Below are 17,003 nucleotides of genomic sequence, written 5' to 3' on the forward strand. Positions count from 1 at the left end.
TGACCATAGCAAGTTGGTCCCACCCCTTCCCATCCCGAACAGGACCGTGAAACAACTTTGCGCCGATGATAGTGCTGCAACCAGTGTGAAAGTAGGTTATCGTCAGGCTTGTTATTCGCAGTAAGAGAAAAACCCGATCAGCAATGGTCGGGTTTTTTTTCGTCTGGATATTTACCGGGGCCACCCAACAGCAAAGGCTGGGGTCAGTCACTTCGTGATCGGGATGTGCCCCACTGGGGCGCATCCCCCCGCCTCGCGCGTTGGCGTCGAATCTTACGTTAGCGGTATTGAGGGTCTGACCCCGGTGCCGCACAACAGACGAAAAAAAGGCAGCGCTGCGCGCTGCCTTTGTCATCTAACGTCGCTTAACTTCCGCGATAAGTCGAGTACGACCACGGCGACACCACCAGCGGTACATGGTAGTTTTCATCCGTATGCGCGATACCAAAGGACAGGGTGACCAGGTCGATGAAGCGGGGCGAGGGCAGTTCCACGCCCTGGGCGGCGAAATAGTCGCCTGCGTTGAATACCAGTTCGTACTGGCCCGCCTTCATGCTGTCGCCTTCCAGCAAGGGTGAACTGCAGCGGCCGTCGCTATTGGTCATATCCATCTTCAATAACACTTTGCCTTCCGGCGTGACTGAAAACAGGGCCACCTTGACGCCGGCTCCCGGCCTGCCGTGGGCGATATCGAGTACATGCGTGCTGAGTTTTCCCATTTGCTATCCTGTATATAGGGTGAGTGAATGTGCTTATCGTGCAAATCATATACCGGTGACTGCGCCCGGCTATATGATTGGGCATATAGCCAACATTGTCCTCCTATAGGCGCGCCTCCGCATGAACAATTACGAACATTATCCACGCGACTTGATCGGCTATGGCCGCAAGCCACCGCATCCGCAATGGCCGGGCAAGGCCCGCATTGCCTTGCAATTCGTCCTCAATTACGAGGAGGGGGCGGAAAACAACGTGCTGCATGGCGATCCCGCCTCGGAAACGTTTTTATCGGAAATGATCGGTGCGGCCGCTTTTCCTGCGCGCCACCTGAGCATGGAGTCGATTTATGAATACGGTTCGCGTGCCGGACTATGGCGCTTGTTGCGCATGTTCGAGGAGCGGGGCCTGCCGCTGACCGTGTTTGGCGTATCGATGGCCTTGAAGCGCAATCCAGAAGCGGTAGCCGCCTTCCAGCAACTGGGGCATGAAATCGCCTGTCATGGCTTGCGCTGGATTTCCTATCAAAACATGGACGAAGCGACTGAGCGCGAACACATGCGTGTAGCCGTGCAGATCATCCGCGAATTGACGGGTTCCGCCCCGCAAGGCTGGTACACAGGGCGCGATTCGCCGAATACGCGCAAACTGGTGGTCGAACATGGCGGTTTTCGCTACGACGCCGATTATTACGGCGATGACTTGCCATTCTGGGAGAAGGTGGCTTATACGGATGCGACAGGCGCGGCGGCCGTGCAGCCGCAACTGATCGTGCCCTACACTCTGGACACGAACGACATGCGCTTTGCCGCCATGCAGGGTTTTAATTCCGGCACGCAGTTTTTCGATTATCTGAAGGATGCCTTCGATGTGCTGTACGCGGAAGGCGATCCGAACGGCTTGAATCAGCCGAAGATGTTGTCCGTGGGCTTGCATTGTCGCCTGGTGGGGCGGCCTGGACGGGCTGCGGCGCTGGCGCGCTTCCTCGACTATGTACAGCGCCATGAGCAGGTGTGGATCACGCGCCGCATCGATATTGCCGAGCACTGGCATGCGAACCATCCCTATGATGTTTGATGGGTATTGATATTGGATGATAAGTAAAATCAGTCTTTGCATATAGTTGTCCCATATGCCGGTGTTAATCTCCTATACTGGGACTATACCGAGGCCAGCATGTCAGAACCGATCCGCTTTTATTACCGTGGTGCCGTACAGGAAGTACGCAACGCCGCCCCTACGCAGACTGTGTTGCAGCACCTGCGCGAGGATTTGCATTGCACGGGCACCAAGGAAGGCTGCGCCGAGGGCGATTGCGGCGCCTGCACGGTGGTCATCGGCAGCCTGGTTGACGGCCAGGTGGAGATGAAGGCCGTCAACGCCTGCATCCAGCTCACCCCTACCCTCGATGGCAAGGCCCTGTTTTCTGTGGAAGACTTGCAGCAGCCTGACGGCGCCCTGCACCCGGTACAGCAGGCGATGGTCGAGTGCCACGGTTCCCAGTGCGGTTTTTGCACGCCCGGCTTCGTCATGTCGCTGTGGGGCATGTATCTGGCAAAAAACGGCGAGACGCCCACGCGCTGCGAAATCGATGACACCCTGTCCGGCAATCTGTGCCGCTGTACCGGTTACCGGCCCATCATCGATGCGGCCAGGCGCATGGGCGAGCTGCCGCATGTCGCGTTTGACCGCGATGCCCTGGCGCAGCAATTGCAGGCGCTGCAGCGCGGCAGCCTGAGCACCTATGAACACGCCGGCCAGTATTTCCACGCGCCGCGCAGCATCGATGAACTGGTGACGCTGCGCGCGGCAAAGCCGCAAGCGTGCCTGCTGGCCGGTTCCACCGATGTGGGCCTGTGGGTCACCAAGCAATTGCGCGACCTGGGAGACATCATTTATCTGGGCAACGTGGCTGCCCTGAAAACCATCGCTGTGGACGATGGCAAGCTGCACATCGGCGCCGGAGCCAGCCTGAACGATGCTTATGCGGCGCTGTGTGGGCACTATCCGCAAGAATTGTCGGAACTGTGGCAGCGCTTTGCTTCCTTGCCAATCCGCAATGCCGGCACCTTGGGTGGCAATGTGGCCAATGGTTCGCCCATCGGCGACTCGATGCCGTGGCTGATTGCGCTGGGTAGTGAGGTCGTGCTGCGCGGTCCCGCCGGCCAGCGCATCATGCCGCTGGAAAACTTTTATCTGGGCTACCAAAAGAAAGATCTGCAACCCGGCGAATTCGTCGAAGCCGTGCGCGTGCCTTTGCCCCGTGCCGACGTGCATTTCCGCACGTATAAACTGGCGAAGCGCTTCGACCAGGATATCTCGGCCGTGTGCGCCGCGTTTGCTTTCGAACTCGACGGCGAGCGCATCGTCGACGCGCGCATCGCCTTTGGCGGCATGGCTGCCACGCCGCAACGCGCCGCGCAAACGGAAGCATTTCTGCGCGGACAAGCGTGGACGGAAGACAACCTTGTTATCGCCATGCGCTTGCTGGCCGACGATTACGCGCCGCTCTCGGACATGCGCGCCTCGAATACCTATCGCATGACGACGGCGCAAAACCTGCTGCGCCGCTTCTGGCTGGAAACACGCCCCGGTGCGCCTTTGCTGCGTACTGCCGTCAACGCCTACGCTTGCCGCGCCTGAAAGGACCAGCATGAACCATCCTGCCACGCCCGAACTGCAAGCGGCTGCCTGGAGCGCCGTGGGCAAGCCCAGTCCCCATGAATCGGCGCAGTTGCATGTGCTGGGGCAAGCCACCTACACGGACGATATCGCCGAATTGCACGGCACCTTGCACGCGGCGCTAGGCCTGTCGCAAAAGCCGCATGCGCGCATCACGGCCATGGATTTGTCGGCCGTGCGTAGTGCGCGAGGTGTCGCCGCCGTCTACACGGCGCAGGACATTCCTGGCACCAATGATTGCGGTCCCATCATCCATGACGATCCCATCCTGGCTGCGGAACTGGTGCAATACGTGGGCCAGCCTATCTTCATCGTGGTGGCCGATACGCACGACCATGCGCGCCGCGCCGCCCGCCTGGCGCAAGTGTCGTACGAGGAATTGCCTGCGATCATGACGCCGCAAGCGGCCAAGGCGGCACAGTCGTATGTGCTGCCGTCCATGCAACTGACGCGCGGCAACTTCCAGGCCGCGTTCGATGCGGCGCCGCATGTGGTCAAGGGCCAGCTGTATGTGGGCGGCCAAGAACAGTTTTACCTGGAAGGACAGATTTCCTACGCCATCCCGAAGGAAGCGCAGGGCATGCTGGTGCTGTGTTCGACCCAGCACCCGAGCGAGATGCAGCACGTGGTGGCGCATGCGCTGGGCGTGCATTCGCATAACATCACCGTCGAATGCAGGCGCATGGGCGGTGGTTTCGGCGGCAAGGAATCGCAGTCGGCCCTGTGGGCGGCGGCCGCATCGATTGCGGCGGCTAAACTGAAGCGTCCCGTCAAATTGCGCGCCGACCGCGACGACGACATGCTGGTGACCGGCAAGCGCCACTGTTTCTACTATGAATACGAAGTGGGTTACGACGACGACGGGCGGATCCTGGCCGCCAAGGTCGACATGACCACGCGCGCCGGTTACTCGGCGGACTTGTCCGGCCCCGTCGCCACGCGCGCCGTCTGCCACTTCGACAACACATACTATTTGTCCGACGTGGATATCCGCGCCGCCTGCGGCAAGACGAATACGCAGTCGAACACGGCTTTCCGGGGCTTCGGCGGGCCGCAGGGCGCCATCGCCATCGAGTACGTGATCGATGAAATCGCCCGCCATTTGCAACGCGATGCGCTCGATATCCGCCTGCTCAATTTCTATGGCCGCAACGATGCCGAGGGGCGCAATGTCACGCCGTACGGCCAGAAAATCGTCGACAACGTGATCCATGAACTGGTCGCCGAACTGGAAGACAGCAGCGATTACCGCGCGCGCCGCCGCACCATCGATGCGTTCAACGAGGCCAGCCCGGTCTTGAAGAAGGGGCTGGCATTCACGCCCTTGAAATTCGGCATCGCCTTCAACGTCACGCATCTGAACCAGGCGGGTGCCTTGGTCCACGTATATGTCGATGGTTCCGTGCTGGTTAATCATGGTGGCACGGAAATGGGGCAGGGCATCAATACCAAGGTCATGCAGGTGGTGGCGCACGAGCTGGGCCTGGACCTGGACAAAGTACGGGCCACGGCCACCGATACCAGCAAGGTGGCAAACACGTCGGCCACGGCGGCGTCCACCGGCGCCGACCTGAACGGCAAGGCGGCGCAGGATGCGGCGCGCCAGATCCGCGAACGTCTGGCCGATTACGCGGTCAAACTGTATGGCGGCGATGTTGCCGCTGTGCGCTTCTTCGATAACCACGTCCACGTGAATGGCCATGTCGTGGCGTTTGCCGAGCTGGTGCAAAAGGCGTATCTGGCGCGGGTGCAACTGTGGTCGGACGGTTTTTATGCCACGCCCGGCCTGTCGTGGGATGCAAAGACGATGACGGGTCATCCATTTTCCTACTATGCATATGGCGCGGCCGTGGCTGAGGTGGTGGTCGATACCCTGACGGGGGAATGGAAACTGCTGCGCGCGGACGCCTTGTACGATGCGGGCCAGTCATTGAATCCCGCGATTGATCTGGGTCAGGTGGAAGGTGCATTTATTCAGGGCATGGGCTGGCTGACGACGGAGCAGCTGTGGTGGAATGCGGCGGGCAAGCTGATGACGCACGCGCCATCGACGTATAAAATTCCCGGCATTTCCGATTGTCCGGAAGATTTTCGCGTCAAGCTGTTCCAGAACCGCAACGTGGAAGACAGCATCCACCGCTCCAAAGCCGTGGGTGAACCGCCGCTGCTGTTGCCGTTTTCCGTGTTCTTTGCCATCCGCGACGCCATTTCCAGCGTGGGCCATCACGCCGTGCAACCACCGCTCAATGCCCCCGCCACCAGCGAGGAAATCCTCAAGGCGGTCATGGCCGTGCAAGCGGTTTGCGCTAGCGTATAGGTGCAGAAGATGAGCGACTGGCTGACAGCAATCGACAATGACATGCAGGCATCCGTGCTGGTGACGGTGGCCCTGGTGGAAGGTTCCGGGCCGCGCGAGGCGGGCGCGAAGATGCGCGTCACCCTCGATGGTCAAATGGACACCATCGGTGGCGGCCACCTGGAATTGCGTGCCGTGGAAATCGCCAAGACCATGCTGGCCACGGGCGACACGCATGCGCGGCTCGAGCGTTTTGCGCTCGGTCCCAGCCTCGGGCAATGCTGCGGCGGCGTCGTCCATCTGGCCTTCGAATATGTCGATGCCGGCCTGAAAGCATTGCTGGCCGCCTTGCGCGAGCGCCGCCAGCACGATAGCTGGCGTCTGACGGCGCTCGACGGCGACGCTGCGTCGGTCCTGTTCGATGCGGCGGGCACGCTGATCGCTGGCATGCCAGGCCTGGCGCCCGACACGTTTTCACGCGATCGCAGTACCCATGTGGCGCAGGGGAGTGAAGGGCGGCGCTGGCTGGTCGATCCCTGCCTGGCACCGCGCGCCCATTTGACCTTGTTTGGCGCCGGTCACGTGGGTGCGGCCATCGTGCGCGCGCTGGCCGATTTGCCCTGCAATGTCACCTGGGTCGATGAACGCGAAGACATGTTTCCCGCGGCGTTGCCGGCGGGGTTGCCAAGTAATGTGCGCATCGCCGCCACCGACACGCCCGAAGAGTTTGTCGCCATGGCGCCGCCGGGCGGCAGTTTTCTCGTCATGACGCACAGCCATGCGCTGGATCAACGCTTGACGCAAGCCATCATGGAGCGCGAGGATGCGGGCTGGTTCGGCTTGATCGGTTCGCACACGAAACGCAAGCAGTTCGAGCACCGCCTGCAGGCGCGCGGCGTGCCGGACGAGCGCATTGCCGCCATGGTCTGTCCGATCGGCATGCCCGGCATCCGCAACAAGGCGCCGGCCGTGATCGCCGCCTCCGTTGCCTGTCAATTACTGATGGTGTGGGAGGAAGCCGCCAGCGCGGCCCTGGCCACACCGCTGCGGCTGGCCTCTGCCAGCGCGCCACCGCGCCGCCAACCACGCGCCGCCATTCATCCGTTATAGAAAGAAGTCATGCCGATTGTTCCTGCCACATTGCAAGCTTACCGTGCCAGCTTGCTGCACTTCCACGCCGATCCCGCTTTCACCGAGGAGGCGCACGCCTGGCATGCGGATGGCTTGCTGATCGTCGCCGACGGCAAGGTCGTGGCGGCTGGCGATTACGCATCACTGCAAGCGACTTTGCCGCCCGGCACGCATATCGTCGATTACCGCGGCAAGCTGATCGTGCCGGGTTTCATCGATACCCATCTGCATTTCCCGCAGACGGAAATGATCGCCTCGCCCGCACCGGGCTTGCTGCCGTGGCTGGAGACGTATACCTTCCCCACCGAGCGCGCATTTGAAGACCCTGTGCATGCGCGCAATGTCGCCGAGTTTTTCCTCGATGAACTGCTGCGCTGCGGCACCACCACGGCGATGGTATATGGCAGCGTGCATCCGCAATCGGTGGATGCTTTCTTTGGCGCCAGCGAGGCGCGCGGCTTGCGCATGGTGGCGGGCAAGGTCATGATGGACCGCAATTGCCCCGAGTTCCTGCGCGACACGGCCGAGTCCGGCGCGCGCGAAAGCGAGGAGCTGATCCGGCGCTGGCACAAGCATGGCCGCTCGCTGTATGCGATCACGCCCCGCTTCGTGCCGACGTCCACGAATGAACAGATGCACCTGGCTGGCGAGCTGGCGCGCACCTATCCGGATACATATCTGCAGACGCACGTGTCGGAAAACGAGGATGAGTGCCGCTGGGTGCGCGAACTGCATCCGCAGGCGCGCAGCTACCTCGATGTGTACGACCAGTACGGCATGCTGCGCCCGCGCGCCATGTTCGGCCATTGCATCTGGCTCGATGAGCGCGACCGCGCGCGCATGGCGGAAACGTCCTCGGCGGCCGCCATTTGTCCCACCTCCAACTTGTTCCTCGGCAGCGGCCTGTTCGATTTCGAGCGGGCCGATGCGGCGAAAGTGCTGCTGTCGCTGGCCACCGATGTGGGCGGCGGCACCTCGTTCTCGATGTTGCAAACCATGAACGAAGCCTATAAAGTAGCACGCTTGAAAGGCAGCTATCTGCCCGCCTTGCGCATGTTTTACCTGGCGACCCTGGGTGCTGCACGGGCCATGCAACTGGAAGGTACCCTGGGCAATTTCACGGCAGGCACGGAAGCGGACTTCATCGTGCTCGACAAGCAATCGACGCCGCTGCTGGCGCGTCGCACGGCTGGCTGTCAAAGCCTGGAGGAAATGCTGTTTGCCTTTGCGCTGCTGGGCGACGACCGCGCCGTGGCCGCCACCTATTCAGGCGGGCAATGCGTGCATGTGCGGGGGCAGGGCTGACCTACCCGTTGTTCCATACGAATTATCCTGAGCGAGAACGCGAATGCACAAGAAACTCACTGGCCTGGCGCTTGGCGCCGCGCTGGCATTGACCGGAACGGCGCAGGCCGCCCCGTCTTCCAACGAAGCGGCCACCGCGCGCCATTTTGCCGCCCTGCTTGCCGGCGCGCAGCCGAAGACAGCCGAGTTGAGCCTGTTCTTTTCCATGATGCCCAAGGGCGGCGACCTGCACCACCATTACTCGGGCGCCATTTACGCCGAGCAATTCCTCGACTGGGTCGACAAGGAAAACTATTGCGTCAACAAGACGACGTATCGCATCGAAAGCAACAAGGACGTCGTGGCGGCCGAGCGCGCCAAGCCGGCCGCGCAGCGTGGCTGCCTGTCGTCCACGGAAGTGTTCGCCGATGCGGGCCTGTACGCGCAATTGCTGCAGCGCTGGTCGACCAAGGATTTCTACAACCATGGCGCCATCCAGACGCCACCGGACCGTACCTTCTTTGATACGTTTGGCTATTTCGGCCCCGTCGCATCGAGCAATACGGCCGACGGCCTGAACACCCTGAAGCAGCGCGCCATCGCGGAAAACCTCAGCTACATCGAGACGATTTTCGAGCTGTCGCCATTCGTGCAAAATGCGCAGTTCGACCAGCAAGTGCTGGCGCCGGGCTTGCAGCCGGCAGCCCTGCAAGCCGTGCTGGCCAACTGGACAGGCAGCCTGGAGCAGGACACCAGCTTCCAGAAAAGCATCACCGCGTATAACGACAACGTCAACGCCAGCAGCGCCGGCATCGACGATGCGAATTTCACCATGCGTTACCAGGCGTATGTGCTGCGTTTCCTGTCGCCATCGCAAGTGTTCTCGTCCATGGTGGCAGCGTTCAAGGCAGCGAGCCTGAATCCGCTGCTGGTGGGCGTGAACATCGTGGGCCAGGAAAGCGTGAATGTGTCCATGCGCGATTACAGCTTGCACATGGAAATGTTCAAGTTCCTCAAGGCAAAATATCCGAACGTCAAAATCGCCCTGCACGCCGGCGAACTGGCGCTGGGCATGGTGCCGCCGGAAGGCATGGCGTTCCATATCGCCGAAGCCGTCGATGTGGCCGGCGCGGACCGGATTGGTCATGGCATGGATATCGCCTATGAGCACAATGCGCTGGCCACCATGCAGAAGATGCGCGAACGCAATATTCCCGTGGAAGTGAACCTGACCAGCAACGATTACATTCTCGGTATCAAGGGACCGGCCCATCCGATCACCCTGTACCGCAAATATGGCGTGCCGTTCGTCATCTCCACCGATGATGCGGGCGTTTCGCGCAATACCCTGTCGAATGAGTACGTGCTGTTTGCCAGCCGGTACAAGACCGATTATGCGGAAATCAAAAAGCTGTCATACAACAGCCTGCGTTATTCCTTCCTGGCGCAAGCGGACAAGCAACGTTTGCTGAAAGCGCTCGATGCCCGTTTTACCCGTTTTGAAGCGAAAATTGCCGCTGCCGACAAGGCAGGCAAGAGCGAAAAACCGTAAGTTGCGCGACGTTCATAACTAATCCTATCAAGACGGCCGGATTCTCCGGCCGTTTTCCATTTTCCTTCCAAATTCCCATGCTGTTATTTTGTTAATTTTGTGGCAGCCATGCGACACAATTAACGGCAGATGCACGACTTTATACAATTTCCTGGATGAATTAATTTCAAGTACATATTGCTCATTTATAATCTCGCGCCATAAGCCCGGACGCTGTCACACGATATCAATCCGGCTAGTTACCACATGCTATTTATACTTAAAATGTATAAATATGTAAAAAAAAACGTATTTGTCATCCATTTTTTGATGATGCATAGTGGGATGAGTGTGATATTAAAAAGTCACAATTCATATGGCTGATAGCGTATGAAGATGGGTATTTGCAGTAAATAAAGGTGAGATGCAGGGTGAAAACGAACAGTCAATTGAATAAATGACGACATTTTCCTGCTTCTTGCCGCCGTGTCACAGGCTTGAAATATTTAACAATTACACTCGCGGCTTGCCATGTTAGCCGGGTAGGGATGTCGGGTGTATGACACAGGTGCTAGCGCCCCGTGTTGTACGGAAGAGAATACGTTTCTCGCCGTTATTGCTTGAATATCGATGGTTGTGATGAGTGGAAAGGCGTTTGTGCAAGGTCTTGTCAGGGCCAGCAGCCAGTCCAGCCGGTGTAACAGTTGCAGTATCGTAAAGAGGAAATGTTGTGTTTGTGTTGCTGTGCGGCGCAGCCGGACAGTGGGGCAATCCAGGATTTTCAAAAAATAATAGTCTTTTCTGGGGTTAAAGATGATCAATCACAAGCGACTTCGGCTGACGCAAATCGCGTTAAGCCTGTCTATTGCACTGGCGGCGGCACCATCGTTCGCACAGAACACTACGTCTTCCATCGGCGGCCGTATCTCGGCCACCGACGGCAAGCCGGCAGCTGGTGCCACCGTTACCATCGTTCATACCGAATCGGGTTCCGTCAGCAACGTGACGACCGATGCGGAAGGCCGCTACGTCGCCCGCGGCTTGCGCGCCGGCGGTCCTTACACCATCACCATCACCAAGAATGGTGAAGTGGAAAAACGCGAAGGCGTGTACGTCCAACTGGCTGAAACGGCCAACGTGGACGCCACCCTGGGCGCGCAGATGCAGACGGTGAATGTGACCGGCACGGGCGCACGCGCACAGATCTTTAACCGCAGCAACATGGGTGCGGGCACCAATATCGGCGCCAGCGAGCTGGCCATGCAGGCGTCGATCCAGCGCAATCTGCAAGACTACGCCCGTTCCGACCCGCGTGTTTCGCAAACCGACAAAGAGCGCGGTGAATTGTCCGTTGCAGGTCAAAACTCGCGCTATAACTCGATGACCATCGATGGTGTGGCAGTGAACGACACCTTCGGCCTGGAATCGAATGGCAGCCCGACGGCCAAGCAACCGATTTCGATCGAGGCGATCCAGTCCGTGCAAGTGAACGTCGCCAACTATGACGTGACGCAAAAGGGTTACACGGGCGCGAACATCAATGCCGTGACCAAGTCCGGTACCAACGAATTCAAAGGCAGCGCCTATTTCGTCTTCCGTAACGACAAGATGGCCGGCGACCGCTATGACAATACCAAGGATACCTATAGCGCTCCGGAACCATTCCGCGAAACGACCAAGGGTGTTACCGTCGGCGGCCCGCTGATCAAGGACAAACTGTTCTTCTTCGCCAATAAAGAGCGCCTGGAAAGCACGCGCACCGCGCCATCGTTTGGCCCGCTGGGCAGCAACAAGACCAACGTCGGTATTTCCGATGCCGCAATTGCCGCTGCTCAGGCGATCGCCAAGAATAATTACAATGGCCTCGATATCGGCACCACGTCGATACCTGCGGGCACTCAGCTGCTGGTGAACGATACCCTGTTGAAACTGGACTGGAATATCAACGATAACCATCGTGCCATGGTCCGTTATTCGAAAACCGACCAATCCGAGCCGATGTTCCCCGGCGTGACGTCCACTGGCCTGGCGCTCAATTCCTACTGGTACACGCAGAATAAAAAGATCGAAACCGTTGTTGGACAGTGGTTTGCTGACTGGACGCCGACTTTCTCGACCGAGTTCAAGGTGTCGTCGCGCGATTATGAAAGCACGCCAACGAACAACTCGCGCTTGCCTGCGATCGGCCTGCAATTTACCGGCGCCAATCCTGCCGGCTCGCCAGCGGGCGTTCCTACCGATAACCGTTTCCTGAACTTCGGTACGGAAATGAGCCGTCAGTTGAATGTGCTGACCACCAAAACCAAGGACGCCTACCTGGGTGCGAACTGGGCTTTGGGTGACCACGAAGTCAAATTCGGCGGCGATTACAGCAAGAACGATGTGTATAACCTGTTTGCGCAGAATATCAACGGCAATTACACATTCAATTGCACGAATAGCTCGGCAACCTACAAGTATTCGTTCGGTAGCGTGACCTGCGGCGGCAAGACTGCTTCGTCGCCTGAAATTATCCAGCAAGCGATCCTGGAAAACTTCCGCATTGGTCGTCCTAGCTCGTACCAGGTGCAGATTCCCGTCGCGGGAGGCACGCTTGAGGGGGCCGCTGCTGATTTCAGCCTGAAAAACTATGGCTTGTTCCTGCAAGATGTCTGGACTGTCAACAAGCGCCTGACCGTGCAGTATGGCGTGCGTGTGGATAAAGCCGCCATTGGCGAGCGTCCTACGCGCAATACCGCCGCATCGGCACCGATGGTGGCAGGTGTTGCCACGGGCGGCCGCACTGGCCTGGGCGGCACGGCGCAAACGGGTGGCTTTGGACTGGATAATACCCAGACCATCGACGGCCAGACCCTGGTGCAGCCGCGCGTCGGCTTCAACTACACGTTTGACAGTGCCCGTCCGATGCAAATCCGTGGCGGTGCCGGCTTGTTCCAGGGTGCGGCGGCGACCGTGTGGATGTCGAACCCGTTTGCAAACTCCGGCATGGCGACCCGCGTCGTCGGTTGCGGCGGCAGCTTCAAGCCGTGTACGACCGTCGGCGGCCTGTTCAACCCTGATCCTGACAAGCAACCAGTCTTTATCGGTGATGGCGCCGCCAACGTCGACTTCCTGTCGCCAGGCCTGCGCCAGCCATCGATCTGGAAAGCCAACCTGGCGTTCGAGCATGAATTGCCATGGATGGGTTTGGTTTTCGGCGCTGAATACCTGCGTACCAAAAACAAGGATGCGATTTACTACGAGCACCTGAATCTGGGTACGCCGACAGCTAAGGGCACAGATGGACGTAATTTGTACTACTCGGCGAATGCCTATAATACGGATTGCTGGACTGCCACTGCTGGGCTGAGTTCGTCGGCGGCTCCGGTTTGCGGCGGCGCCGTGTCTCGTGCCCTGAAAAATACGAACTACAACAACGTACTCGTTGCCAAGAAAACGGACAAAGGCGAAGGCAATCTGGTGACCCTGTCGCTGAGCCAGCCAATGACCAAAGGCTTCGGCTGGTCGCTTGCCTACACTTACACGGATGCAACGGAAGTGTCGCCACTGACGTCGTCGGTGTCGAACTCGAACTTCAATGCCCGCGGTATCTTCAATCCGAATGAAGAAGTGGCATCGAACTCGAGCTATCTGGTGAAAGACCGCTTCAATGCCATGATCAACTGGCAAAAACGCTTCTTCGGCACCTATAAAACAACTTTCGGTCTGTTCTATGAAGGTCGCAAGGGCAAGCCGTATAGCTGGACCGTCAACAATGACTTGAACGGTGATGGCGTGCAGGGTAACGACTTGATGTACATTCCGTCGAAACCAGGTTCGGGTGAAGTGGTGTTCCGTTACGACACCCCCACCAATCATGCCAACGAAGACCGTTTCTGGGCTTTCGTCAACAGCAATCCGGATCTGAAAAAATCCGCCGGTGGTGTTGCTTCCCGTAACGGCAGCTTCGCACCATGGACCAACAGCTTCGACATGCGTATCAGCCAGGAAGTGCCAGGCTTCTTCAAAGGCAATAAAGGCGTGTTCACGATGGACTTCTTCAACGTGGGTAACATGATCAACCGCAAGTGGGGCCGTATCAATGAAATCGGCTTCCAATCGGGCGGTGGTCAGGCACGCAGCATTGTTGACTTTGCAGGTCTCGATGATCAAGGCCGTTACATCTACCAAGTCCGCGACAAGGTGGAAAACTATGAAGTGCGTCAAAACAAGGGTGAGTCCCAATGGGCGATCCAGGCTACGGTCAAGTACGAGTTCTAATCTCGGCGCTTGATTGAAGTTGCAAACGGCTGGTGGCGACACCGGCCGTTTTTTCGTTTATGTTCTGCTTTCTTGGATACTCTGATGGGCTTGCGGCGCTTGGCGTCCCCCCGGACGAGACAGATTTTTTTTGACAACGATGACTACGTGGGGACCATGAAACATCATCTGACACCAGTCGCCGCAGCGGCGGCCCTGACCTTGCTGCTGGCCGCCTGTGCCGCACCTTCCACGCCTCCCACGACCCCTGTCGATATCAACCTGGTCGCCCTGAACGACTTCCATGGCAATCTCGACCGCAGCAAATTTACCTACACGAGCGTCGCCGGTACCGAGCGCAAGACGGTGCAGGCGGGCGGCATCGATACCTTGTCCGGCGCATTGACGGCGTGGCGGCGCGAAGATGCGCAGCTGATTTTTGTCGGCAATGGCGACCTGGTCGGTGCCAGCCCCGCCATGTCGGCGCTGTGGGCGGACGAACCGAGTATCGTCGCCATGAACATGCTGGGCATGAAGGCCAGTTCCGTCGGCAACCATGAATTTGACCAGGGCAAGGCGGAATTGCTGCGCCAGCAGCGCGGCGGCTGCGAGTCGTCGCGCGCGGACAAGGCGTGCAAGTTCACGCCCGATTTCAAGGGTGCCAGCTACACCTATATGGCGGCCAATGTCATCGACACGCAAACGGGCAAGTCCCTGCTGCCTGCCTACCGCATCGAAGAGGCGCATGGCGTCAAGGTGGGCCTGATCGGCGCCGTGCTGAAAGATACGCCATCCGTGGTGACGGCGGCCGGCATTGCCGGCCTGCAGTTTGGCGATGAAGCGGACGCCATCAACGCCACCTTGCCGCAGTTGCGCGCGCAGGGCGTGGGCGTGTTCGTCGTGCTGCTGCACCAAGGAGGCGAGACGAAGGAAGCCGTCGACCAGCCCGATTGCAGCCAGCTGAAGGGGGAAGTGGTCGACGTGGTGAAACGCCTCGACCCGGCCATTCAATTGGTCATCAGCGGTCATTCGCACCAAGGCTATCTGTGCCGTGTCGATGGCCGGCTCGTGACACAAGCACAGATGGGCGGGCATATGCTGACGCGCATCAAGCTCAAGGTCGATCCCGTCAAGAATGCGGTCGTCGATGCCAGCGCGCACAACGTCGTCATGTTGCCAGGCATGTATGAGCCGGACCCGGCCGTGGCAGCCTACCTGGAATCGGTCAAGCAGCGCAGCGCGCAAGAATTGTCGCGTCCCGTGGCCGTCATCGCCGTGCCGAACGTGGGCCGCAGCACCAAGGGTAGTGGCGCTTCCGCGCTGGGCGACCTGGTGGCTGACAGCACCCTGTTCGGCGCGCGCGCTGCTGGCGCGCAAATCGGCCTGATGAACAATGGCGGCATCCGCAAGGACCTGGAAGCGGGCGCCGACCTGATGACGAACGTGGGCCAGAACCAGGCCGTGGTCCCGTTCGGCAATACCCTGATCGTCGTCAGCCTGTCCGGCGCGCAAATCCGTACCCTGCTTGAGCAGCAATGGCCGGGCGCGGTAGCGGAAGACAACAACCTGTTGCAAGTGTCCGAAGGTTTTACATATCGCTGGGACAGCACGCAGCCGCAAGGCCAGCGCGTGCTACCGGGCAGCATCATGCTGAATAGCATTGCTCTTGAAGACAATCAACAATACCGTGTCGCCGCCAACAGTTTCCTCGCTGGCGGCGGCGACCGTTTCACCGTGCTGGCGGCCGGCACGCGCCGTCTCGACACGGGCGTGCGCGACATCGACGCCTTCAGCGATTACTTGATCGCCCGCGCGCGTGCCGGCAAGCCCGCCGGCAGCGCCACGGCGGCCGGGCGCATCGTGCGCGTCAAATAATTTACAAGGAATAAGCATGCGTCATTTATCTGTTTCCCTGCTCGTCTCTACCCTGTTCGTGGGCACGGCCCACGCCGATTTCACCATTCCCGGCTTTGAGCTGGTGCACACCTCGCCCGTAGAAACGAGCTTGGCCAATCCCGACCTGCGCGAGCCCGTCGCCGTGTGGAGCGAGCTGTTTGATTCGGCCAAGAAAGAGATCGTCATCGCCCAGTTCTATGCCGTCAGCAAACCGGGCACGGCTTTTGAAAAGGTGCTGGCCAGCCTGACGGCCGCCGGCCAGCGTGGCGTGAAAATCCGCTTCCTGCTGGACCAGAAGGGCGTGGGCTTGTCGGAAGCGGCGACCATCGCCCGGATCAAGGCGATTCCGAACCTGGACTTGCGCCTCATCGATTTCAATAAAATCACGGGCAATGGCATCGTGCACGCGAAATACCTGGCCGTCGATGGTGAGGTCGCGTACATCGGCAGCCAGAATTTCGACTGGCGCTCGTTCGAGCACATCCATGAGACGGGCTTGAGAATCACGGAGCCAAGCATGGTGAGCCAGGTGCAAGCCATTTTCGAGCAGGATTGGCAAGCGCAGGCATTGACGTCGCAAGGCAGCCGCGCCACGGTGCTCAACAGCAAGGTGGTGCCAGCCAATTACGCGCAAAGCGCTTTCCTGCTGGCCAGCCCGAATGCGTATAACCCGGCTGGCGTGGGCGACTCGGAAACGGGCTTGCCCGCCTTGCTGGCCGAAGCGAAAAGCGAAGTGCGCATCCAGCTGCTCGATTACGCGCCCCTGTCCTACGGCCCGAACCGCACGCGTCCGTACTACGCTGTGATCGACAATGCCGTGCGCGCGGCCGCCCAGCGCGGCGTGAAAATCAAGCTGATGGTGTCCGCCTGGAACACGGAAGCGCCGGCCATCGCCTACCTGAAAAGCCTGGCCCTGGTGCCGAACGTGGAAATCCGCATCGTGACGATTCCTGCGGCCTCGACGGGTTTCATTCCATTCGCGCGCGTGATCCACAGCAAGACCATGAGCATCGATGGCAAGCTGGCCTGGGTCGGCACGAGCAACTGGGCGGGCGGCTATTTCGATTTGTCGCGCAACCTGGAAGTGGTGCTGCGCAACGAACAGATGGCGCAGCGTATTGCCGCCCTGCATGAGCAAACGTGGAGCTCGGCGTATGCGCAGCCGATCGACATCAACAAGCAGTATCCGAAGCCGGCCAAGGCCACGCCGCAAGCAAAGGAGTAAGC

The 17,003-nt window shown here is 59.5% G+C and carries 10 protein-coding genes and 1 rRNA gene; 10 read left to right on the forward strand and 1 reads right to left on the reverse strand.

Annotated features, from left to right (window positions below):
• Positions 1-108 (forward strand): 5S ribosomal RNA (gene rrf / locus O0882_RS22385); the annotation flags it as partial.
• Positions 109-365: 257 nt separating this feature from the next.
• Here the strand turns inward: rrf and uraH are convergent.
• Positions 366-719 carry a hydroxyisourate hydrolase gene (gene uraH / locus O0882_RS22390; RefSeq protein ID WP_289951623.1) on the reverse strand — a complete coding sequence of 118 codons (354 nt, stop codon included), beginning with the start codon at positions 717-719 and terminating at the stop codon, positions 366-368.
• 121 nt (positions 720-840) lie between these two features.
• On the opposite strand from uraH, the gene puuE reads away from it, so the two are divergent.
• The 9 genes from puuE (at position 841) to O0882_RS22435 (ending at position 17,001) form a co-directional block, all read left to right on the forward strand.
• Positions 841-1,794 carry an allantoinase PuuE gene (puuE, locus tag O0882_RS22395; RefSeq protein WP_289951624.1) on the forward strand — a complete coding sequence of 318 codons (954 nt, stop codon included), beginning with the start codon at positions 841-843 and terminating at the stop codon, positions 1,792-1,794.
• Positions 1,795-1,893: 99 nt separating this feature from the next.
• Entirely contained in the window at positions 1,894-3,360 is a 1,467-nt protein-coding gene (xdhA, locus tag O0882_RS22400) for a xanthine dehydrogenase small subunit (RefSeq protein ID WP_289951627.1), read from the forward strand.
• Positions 3,361-3,370: 10 nt separating this feature from the next.
• Entirely contained in the window at positions 3,371-5,716 is a 2,346-nt protein-coding gene (gene xdhB, locus O0882_RS22405; RefSeq protein WP_289951629.1) for a xanthine dehydrogenase molybdopterin binding subunit, read from the forward strand.
• A gap of 9 nt (positions 5,717-5,725) precedes the next feature.
• Entirely contained in the window at positions 5,726-6,805 is a 1,080-nt protein-coding gene (xdhC, locus tag O0882_RS22410; protein ID WP_289951631.1) for a xanthine dehydrogenase accessory protein XdhC, read from the forward strand.
• A 9-nt stretch (positions 6,806-6,814) separates the two neighbouring features.
• Positions 6,815-8,131: a guanine deaminase gene (guaD, locus tag O0882_RS22415; RefSeq protein ID WP_289951633.1), complete on the forward strand. Its 1,317-nt coding sequence runs from the start codon at positions 6,815-6,817 to the stop codon at positions 8,129-8,131.
• Positions 8,132-8,174: 43 nt separating this feature from the next.
• Complete coding sequence (locus O0882_RS22420; RefSeq protein WP_289951635.1) at positions 8,175-9,662, forward strand: adenosine deaminase; 1,488 nt, start codon at positions 8,175-8,177, stop codon at positions 9,660-9,662.
• Positions 9,663-10,454: 792 nt separating this feature from the next.
• Complete coding sequence (locus O0882_RS22425; RefSeq protein WP_289951636.1) at positions 10,455-13,901, forward strand: TonB-dependent receptor; 3,447 nt, start codon at positions 10,455-10,457, stop codon at positions 13,899-13,901.
• 156 nt (positions 13,902-14,057) lie between these two features.
• Complete coding sequence (locus tag O0882_RS22430; protein WP_289951638.1) at positions 14,058-15,755, forward strand: bifunctional metallophosphatase/5'-nucleotidase; 1,698 nt, start codon at positions 14,058-14,060, stop codon at positions 15,753-15,755.
• 16 nt (positions 15,756-15,771) lie between these two features.
• Entirely contained in the window at positions 15,772-17,001 is a 1,230-nt protein-coding gene (locus O0882_RS22435; RefSeq protein ID WP_289951640.1) for a phospholipase D-like domain-containing protein, read from the forward strand.
• Positions 17,002-17,003 lie beyond the last annotated feature (2 nt).

Source organism: Janthinobacterium sp. SUN073, assembly GCF_030397665.1.
GTDB lineage: Bacteria > Pseudomonadota > Gammaproteobacteria > Burkholderiales > Burkholderiaceae_D > Janthinobacterium.

What these genes read in the sequence shown, in the direction of transcription:
- O0882_RS22420 (WP_289951635.1), top strand. Translation starts at nt 8,175, where the DNA reads ATGCACAAGAAACTCACTGGCCTGGCGCTTGGCGCCGCGCTGGCATTG.
- O0882_RS22435 (WP_289951640.1), top strand. Translation starts at nt 15,772, where the DNA reads ATGCGTCATTTATCTGTTTCCCTGCTCGTCTCTACCCTGTTCGTGGGC.
- O0882_RS22425 (WP_289951636.1), top strand. Translation starts at nt 10,455, where the DNA reads ATGATCAATCACAAGCGACTTCGGCTGACGCAAATCGCGTTAAGCCTG.
- xdhB (WP_289951629.1), top strand. Translation starts at nt 3,371, where the DNA reads ATGAACCATCCTGCCACGCCCGAACTGCAAGCGGCTGCCTGGAGCGCC.
- xdhC (WP_289951631.1), top strand. Translation starts at nt 5,726, where the DNA reads ATGAGCGACTGGCTGACAGCAATCGACAATGACATGCAGGCATCCGTG.
- uraH (WP_289951623.1), bottom strand. Translation starts at nt 719, where the DNA reads ATGGGAAAACTCAGCACGCATGTACTCGATATCGCCCACGGCAGGCCG.
- xdhA (WP_289951627.1), top strand. Translation starts at nt 1,894, where the DNA reads ATGTCAGAACCGATCCGCTTTTATTACCGTGGTGCCGTACAGGAAGTA.
- O0882_RS22430 (WP_289951638.1), top strand. Translation starts at nt 14,058, where the DNA reads ATGAAACATCATCTGACACCAGTCGCCGCAGCGGCGGCCCTGACCTTG.
- puuE (WP_289951624.1), top strand. Translation starts at nt 841, where the DNA reads ATGAACAATTACGAACATTATCCACGCGACTTGATCGGCTATGGCCGC.
- guaD (WP_289951633.1), top strand. Translation starts at nt 6,815, where the DNA reads ATGCCGATTGTTCCTGCCACATTGCAAGCTTACCGTGCCAGCTTGCTG.